5 protein-coding genes are annotated in these 6,892 nt (G+C 64.5%); 2 read left to right on the top strand and 3 right to left on the bottom strand.

Annotation, left to right across the window (positions count from 1 at the left end; all coding sequences use genetic code 11):
- Positions 1 to 73: 73 nt before the first annotated feature.
- Both secD and BLW40_RS11255 read right to left on the bottom strand, forming a co-directional pair.
- Positions 74 to 2,590, bottom strand: coding sequence for a protein translocase subunit SecD (secD, locus tag BLW40_RS11250; RefSeq protein WP_074768604.1), 2,517 nt, complete (start codon positions 2,588 to 2,590; stop codon positions 74 to 76).
- A 123-nt stretch (positions 2,591 to 2,713) separates the two neighbouring features.
- Positions 2,714 to 3,160: a hypothetical protein gene (locus BLW40_RS11255; RefSeq protein WP_074768606.1), complete on the bottom strand. Its 447-nt coding sequence runs from the start codon at positions 3,158 to 3,160 to the stop codon at positions 2,714 to 2,716.
- A gap of 227 nt (positions 3,161 to 3,387) precedes the next feature.
- Here BLW40_RS11255 and BLW40_RS11260 point away from each other — a divergent pair, with 227 nt between their 5' ends.
- On the top strand, positions 3,388 to 4,725 hold the full coding sequence (locus BLW40_RS11260; RefSeq protein ID WP_074768787.1) for a diguanylate cyclase domain-containing protein: 1,338 nt from the start codon (positions 3,388 to 3,390) through the stop codon (positions 4,723 to 4,725).
- A complete protein-coding gene (locus BLW40_RS11265) occupies positions 4,722 to 5,012 on the top strand; it encodes a FeoA family protein (RefSeq protein ID WP_074768608.1) in 291 nt (96 codons plus the stop codon). The genes BLW40_RS11260 and BLW40_RS11265 overlap by 4 nt, the downstream gene beginning before the upstream one ends.
- A 53-nt stretch (positions 5,013 to 5,065) precedes the next feature.
- Here the strand turns inward: BLW40_RS11265 and BLW40_RS11270 are convergent, their stop codons facing one another.
- Positions 5,066 to 6,715 carry a methyl-accepting chemotaxis protein gene (locus BLW40_RS11270; protein ID WP_139305574.1) on the bottom strand — a complete coding sequence of 550 codons (1,650 nt, stop codon included), beginning with the start codon at positions 6,713 to 6,715 and terminating at the stop codon, positions 5,066 to 5,068.
- Positions 6,716 to 6,892: the final 177 nt, after the last annotated feature.

Genomic DNA, 6,892 nt, shown 5'->3' on the forward strand with positions numbered 1-6,892 from the left:
TGCATTGTGTTCCTTAATATGACCGAACTGTTTGAATCTATATTGTGATTAAGAGTTTTGCGTGCAAGAGCGCTTATGACGCCTCATCCCGTCTTAAGTGTTTCTCCTCATTACTGTCAGAGTCGGGGGAGCGCCTCAGCCGATGTTCGCCGAGGAACAACAGGATCGGCGCGGCGATGAAGATTGATGACGAGGTCGCCAGCACCACGCCGAACAGCAGCACCAGGGCGAAGTCGCGGATTGCCTCGCCGCCGAACAGGGCCAGCGGCAAGGTGGCGAGGAACAGCGCGACCGAGGTGCCGACGGTGCGGCTCATCGTCTCGTTGATGCTGAGGTCGATCAGCTCGCGCAGCGGCATCGTGCGATAGCGGCGCAGGTTCTCGCGCACTCGGTCATAGACGACGACCTTGTCGTTGATCGAATAGCCCATGACGGTCAAAATCGCCGCGATCGCGGTCAGGTTGAACTGCATCCCGGTCAGGGCGAAGAAGCCCACCGTCTTGGTCACGTCGAGGATCATCGTGACGACGGCACCGATTCCGAACTGCCATTCGAAACGGATGGTGATGTAGATCAGCATCGCGATTGCTGCCAAACCCAGGGCCAGCATCCCGCTTTCGAACAGTTCGGCGCTGACCGAGGCTCCAACCGAATCAACCCGCCGGATCGTGGCTGCGGGGAAATCCTCGGCCAGCTTCCGTTCGATCAGACTGACCGCCTGCTGCTGGGCCGGATCGCCGCCGGGCTGGCGCTCGAACCGGATCAACAAATCGGTGGGCGCGCCGAATTGTTGCAGCGTCACCTGTCCCAATCCCAATTGCGCCATCGAGTCGCGCAAGGCCGGGAAATCGGCCGGACCCTCGGTGCGGATTTCGACCACGGTGCCGCCAGCGAAATCGACGCCGTAATTGAGGCCGGGGGTGTAGACCAGACCGACCGAGGCCAGACTGAGCAGCAGCGAGACGATCAGCCCGACATTGCGGCCTTTCATGAAGGGAATGCGGGTCACGTCGGGGACCAGCCGCAGCAGCCGGGATAGGGCCAGCACCTTGGGCCGCTTGGCGCGGAACCACGCCACCATTAGCCAGCGGGCAACGATTGTCGCGGTGAACATCGAGGTGATGATGCCCAGGCTGATCGTGACCGCGAAGCCTTTGACCGTTCCGGTCCCGACCGCATAGAGCAGCAGCATCTTGATCAGGGTGGTCAGATTGCTGTCGGTGATGGTGGCGAAGGCGCGGCGGAATCCGGCCTCCATCGCCGCGGCGGGCGAGGCTCCCCGGCGCACCTCCTCGCGAATTCGCTCGTTGATCAGGATGTTGGCATCGACCGACATCCCCAGCGTCAGCAGGATTCCGGCGATGCCGGGCAGGGTCAGCGTCGCCTGAAGCAGCGACAGCGCGGCCAGGGTCAGCGCCAGATTGAACAGCAGGGCGATGTTGGCGAACAGGCCGAACAGGCCGTAACTGACCGCCATGAAGCCGACCACTAGGACGAAGCCAACGGCGCAAGCGATCAGACCGGCCCGGATCGCGTCGGCCCCCAGGTCAGGTCCGACGGTGCGTTCCTCGACCACGGTCAGCGGTGTGGGCAAGGCCCCGGCGCGGAGCAGAACCGCCAGATCGTGGGCGGATTGGGCCGAAAAATGGCCGCTGATCTGGCCCTGTCCGCCGGTGATCGGTTCGCGGATCACCGGGGCGCTGATGATCTTGCCGTCCAGCACGATCGCGAAGGGGCGACCGACATTGCGGGTCGAGATATCGGCGAAGCGCTTGGCTCCGACGCTGTCGAAGGCAAAGGTGACGACCCATTCTCCCGCCCGCGAATCCATCGTCGCGGCGGCGTCGCGCAGGCGGGCCCCATCGACTTCGACCTTGGTGCGGACCGGCATCGTCGGCCCGGCCTGGGCGGAGTCCGCCATCGGCAGCAATCGCACCCCTGGCCCCGGTTCTTCGGCCAGCAGATGAAAGCTCATCTTCGCGGTCTGACCCAACAGCCGCTTGATCCGTCCCGGATCGTCGATGCCGGGCAATTGGACCAGGATGCGGTTCTGTCCCTGACGGGCCACCACCGGCTCGTTGATGCCGGTCTCGTCGATCCGGCGTCGCACGATCTCGACCGATTGCTCGACCGCGCGCGTCTGGGCGGCGCGGATCGCGGTTTCAGACAGGATCAGCCTGACCTGATCGGTCGGGGTGATCTCCAGATCGAAATCGCGCAGTCCCGGCGTCGCGCCGTTCAGCAACGGCCGCAGCGCCGCCCGCATCGCGGATTCGCGGCCCCGGTCGATCAGGGTGAAGGAGACGTCGGTGGCACCGGCGGCAAGGTTGCGATAGCCGATCCCCGCCTCGCGCAGGGCGGTGCGGACCCCGTCGACGGTACCGTCAAGCCGCTCCTTGGTCACGGACTCGCCATCGACCTCGAGCAGCAGATAGGCACCGCCCTGAAGATCGAGGCCGAGATGAACCCGAGGCGCGTTCAGCCAGTCGGGCAGGGCGTCGGGCTTGACGAAATTGGGAAGACTGAGGACGACCCCCAGGGCGCAGATCACCCAGATCAGCGTCGTCTTTACTTTGGAAAAATACAGCATGGTCCATCCTCAGCGCTCGTCGGTCGGACGGGCGCGGTCTCGCGAATCGGACAGCGTCACGGACGAATTCGGGCCTGAAGCCCAAATCCAGCGACACGACGCCGTCGAAGAGAGGAAAAACGCCTAAACGGCGCGAGACGCGGGCGCGGGTGGCCCGGTGGGGATGCGGCTGGTCAGCCCGCCGCTGGCGGCACGATGGGTGACGCGGTTTCCGTTGGCGCGGATCGCCGCCCCGATGGCGGGGTCGGCCTCGCTTGCCCGCGGCAACAGCGCCAGAATCGGCGGGTTTTGTCCCGTCGGCGGGTCGAGGAGGGCGGAGGACTGGCGGCTCAGCTTGCTGGAAAGCGCCGGACGAATCCAGACAGTCGCGGATTCGTCCTCGTCCACGCTCATGTCGGCGGCGCGCTCGACCGACGCGAAAGCGGTCAGGGCGGCGCGGGCAGTGGGGGGTGCCAGCGACAGCGAGACTCCCACGACCATCGCCAGCACCAGCATCACAGCCGCCAGCCCCGCCATCAACGGACGGGCGGTGGGCGCGGTCTGCGGGGGGAGCGGACGCTGGTGCGGCAAGGGAATCTCCGGTGTCAAGGGTCTATTTGACCACAGTCGGCACGGCATTGAGAAGCGGTTTCACCATGCCAGCGGCCTATCTCGGACGATTTCCCGGCATCCGATATAGGACGCCTCATCGCGGGGGAAAGCGATTGACATCGCCGAACGCAGGTGCGAATCATTCGCAACAATTGGCGGGGGGCGAGCGAACGGTGGGGGCCAGCGACGAACTAGAAGACACAATCATGAGCCGGGTCCGGGAGTGGGTCGCGGCCAGATTTGGGGGCCGGGGCGCGAAAGCGGCCTCCGGCGATGTCGGCCATTTGATCGCCGCCCTCAACAAGGCGGTGTTCGATTCGGTTGCCGACGGCATTCTCAGCCTGGATCAGGCCGGGCAGATCACCTTCGTCAACCGCGCTGGCGAACGGTTGAGCGGGTGGAGCGAACGCGAGGCGCTGGGGCTGGCTGGCGAGCGGGTGTTTCCCTTCGTCGCCGACCTGCCCAATCAAGGCCGCGTCGTCGCTCGCGAACGGGCCGAGGCCGTGCTGCGCGGTCGCGACGGCGAGGTGATTCCGGTCGAGATCGTTGCCGCGCCGATCATCGAGGCCGGGCGGGTGACCGGCTCGGTGGTGGTGTTCCGCGACATCCGCGAACGCCGCCATGCCGAGGAAAGCCGCAAGCTGGCGGCGGCGGTGGTGGAATGGTCGCCCCAGGCGATCATTGTCACCGATCTCAAGGGGCAGATCATCATCGTCAATCCCGCTTTTTCCAGCCTGTCGGGGTTCGAGGCCGCCGATATCATCGGCCAGCCGGTTTCGGTGCTGCGATCCGACCATCACGACGATGCGTTTCATGCCGCGATCCGGCTGGCCCTGGAGCGTGAGGGGATCTGGTGCGGCGAAGTGTGGAACCGGCACAAGGACGGGACACCCTATGCGGTGTGGCTCAGCATCACCCGGGTTGCCGCCGAAGCGGGCGGCGGCGGTTTTCTCGTCGGCTTCTATTTCGACATCACCGAGCGCAAGCGCCACGAGGAGAAAATCCTTCAGGCCGCCAATCATGACGCCCTGACCGGCCTGCCCAACCGGCGGATGTTCGAGGAAACCCTGGAAACGGCGCTGGAAACTGCCCGTCGCGACGGGCATCGCGTCGCGGTGCTGCTGATCGATCTCGACGGGTTCAAGGCGGTCAACGACACTCAGGGCCACGATGCCGGTGACGCCTTGCTGTGCGAGATGGCGCGGCGGATGGCGGCGGCGGTGCGGGTCGGCGATATGGTGGCCCGTCTGGGCGGCGACGAATTCGTCGTCCTGCTCGCTCCGATCGACCATGACGGCGCGGTGCGGCGGGTCGCCGAGCATCTGGTCGAGCAATTATCCCGTCCGGTCGGGTTCCGCGCGGTGACGCTGGCGGTGTCGGCCAGCATCGGCATCGCCTTCGGGGACGAGCGGATGACCGGCGAGGATATCCTGAAACACGCCGATCTTGCGATGTACGAGGTCAAGCGGGCGGGAAAGCGCGGCTATCGCCTCTACACCCCGTCGCCATCCGCGTCTTTAACCGATCTTCGGGGCATGTCATGAGCTATCTGAACGGAAACGGGATCGAACCGCGCCGAAGCACCAACGTCACGGTGCGAGCCTTGCCGCTGGCGCAGGCGCGCGCAGGCGAATCCGTCCGGATCGTCGCTTTACGCGGGGGCGGGCGGGAAATGGATGAACTGGCCGTCGCCGGTTTGGCACCGGGACGGCTGTGCATCGTTCTGGGCCAGTTGCCGGGCGGGGCCACCCTGATCGGTTTCGACGAACGCCGTCTGGCGATTGGCGGCACTGCCGCGGCGGAAATCTGGGTCCGGCTGGTGGCGTCGTAGGGCCGGTTCCCGTCGATGGGGGGAACCGGCCGGGTTTACCGCTCCGAGAGAGGTCAGGCGCGGACCGAGACCAGGAACGAACTGACTTCGCCGTCAAGCCGCTGCGATTGTTCGGCCAGATCGTTCGACGAGGTCAAAACGCTGGCCGACGTATCGCCGACTTCGGTCACCGCCGAGGCCAACTGGCCGAGATAGCCGGTGACCTGACGGGTGCCCTCCGACGCCTGTTGGATATTGCGCGAGATTTCGGCGGTGGCGGCGTGCTGCTCCTCGACGGCGGCGGCAATCGCGGCGCTGATTTCGTTGATCTGTCCGATCGTGCCGCCGATCGAGCGGATTGCGTCCACCGCTTCGGCAGTCGCCGCCTGAACCGCGCCGATCTGGGCACCGATTTCCTCGGTCGCCTTGGCGGTCTGGTTGGCGAGGTGTTTGACCTCGCCTGCGACGACGGCAAAGCCCTTGCCCGCTTCGCCCGCGCGGGCTGCCTCGATGGTGGCGTTGAGCGCGAGAAGGTTGGTCTGGGCCGCGATGTCGTTGATCAGATTGACGACGTCGCCGATCCGTCCCGCCGCTTCGGCCAAGCCCTGGACCAACTGGTCGGTGCGTTTCGCTTCGGAGACGCCGGTCGCGATCATCGCCGAGGATTGCTGGACCTGACGGCTGATTTCGTTGATCGAGGCCGACAATTCCTCGGCGGCCGAGGCCACCGTCTGGACATTGGACGAAGCCTCTTCGGCGGCGGTGGCGACGCTGGTGGCCTGTGATGCGGTCTGACGCGCCACGCCGGACATTGATTGGGCGGCTCCCTTCATCTGGCGCGCCGAGGCGGTGATGACGTCCGAGACCTGTTTGACGCTGCTTTCGAACGAATCCGCCATCGACAGCGCGGTGGCGCGGCGTTCGCTTTCGGCCCGGACTTTTGCCGCCTCCTGTTCCTTGCGCAGACTTTCCGCCTCGCGGGCGACGTCGCGCAGGGCGCGGATCGAACTGGCCAGCACTCCGATCTCGTCGCCACGCCCGGTTTCACTGACCTCGGTATCGTATTTCTGATCCGCCAGCCGGGCAGTGATCTCGGTCAGCCGCTTCAACGGCAGGGCAATGTGGCGGGCGATCGAGAGCGCCAGTCCGACAGTAACAAGGGTGATCGCCAGAACGATTCCGGCGAAATACAGCGCCTTGTTGAGGAAGATCGCGTCGATATCGTCGATGTAGATACCGGTGCCGATCATCCAGCCCCAGGGGGCGAAGCGCTTGGCATAGGAAACCTTGTCGAGCGCCTCGGTGCCGCCGGGTTTGGGAAATTGGTAGAAGAAGGGGCCACCGCCAGCCTTTGCCGTCGCGATCATTCCCTCGATGATCTTGGTGCCCTTGGCATCGGTCATGCCGATCAGGTTCTGTCCCTCGCGTTCCGGCTTGGGCGGCAACAGGACGCAGGTTCCGTCATCTTGATAGACGAAGAAATATTCGGACTTATCGAACCGCAGGGTCCGCAATTGGCTGCGAACCTGGGCCTGAGCCTGGGTCTGGTCGAATTCGCCTTTCTGGGCGCGGTCATAAGTGTCTTGGGCGATGCCCTCGGCGATTTCGACCAGATTGCGCAGCTTGGCAATCCGATCCTCGATCATCACCGTTCTGAGGAACGACAGGGCGAAAAACGTGATGATCCCGAATCCCAAGACGCTGACGACGACGACGCTCAGCATTTTTCCGGAAATCCCTAATTTCGCCATCTCGCCCTCCCTCACCTCGGTCACGCTCCTATTGGGAGAGAGGATATATCCTTTTGTGTATAATTCAATATCCGCATCCATTAGAGATATAGCCCGATTGGCAGGGATCAACATCGACCTTGCCGGGTCGTAACACGCAAAGGTAATCGT

It is taken from the genome of Magnetospirillum fulvum, assembly GCF_900108475.1.
Taxonomy (GTDB): domain Bacteria; phylum Pseudomonadota; class Alphaproteobacteria; order Rhodospirillales; family Magnetospirillaceae; genus Phaeospirillum; species Phaeospirillum fulvum_A.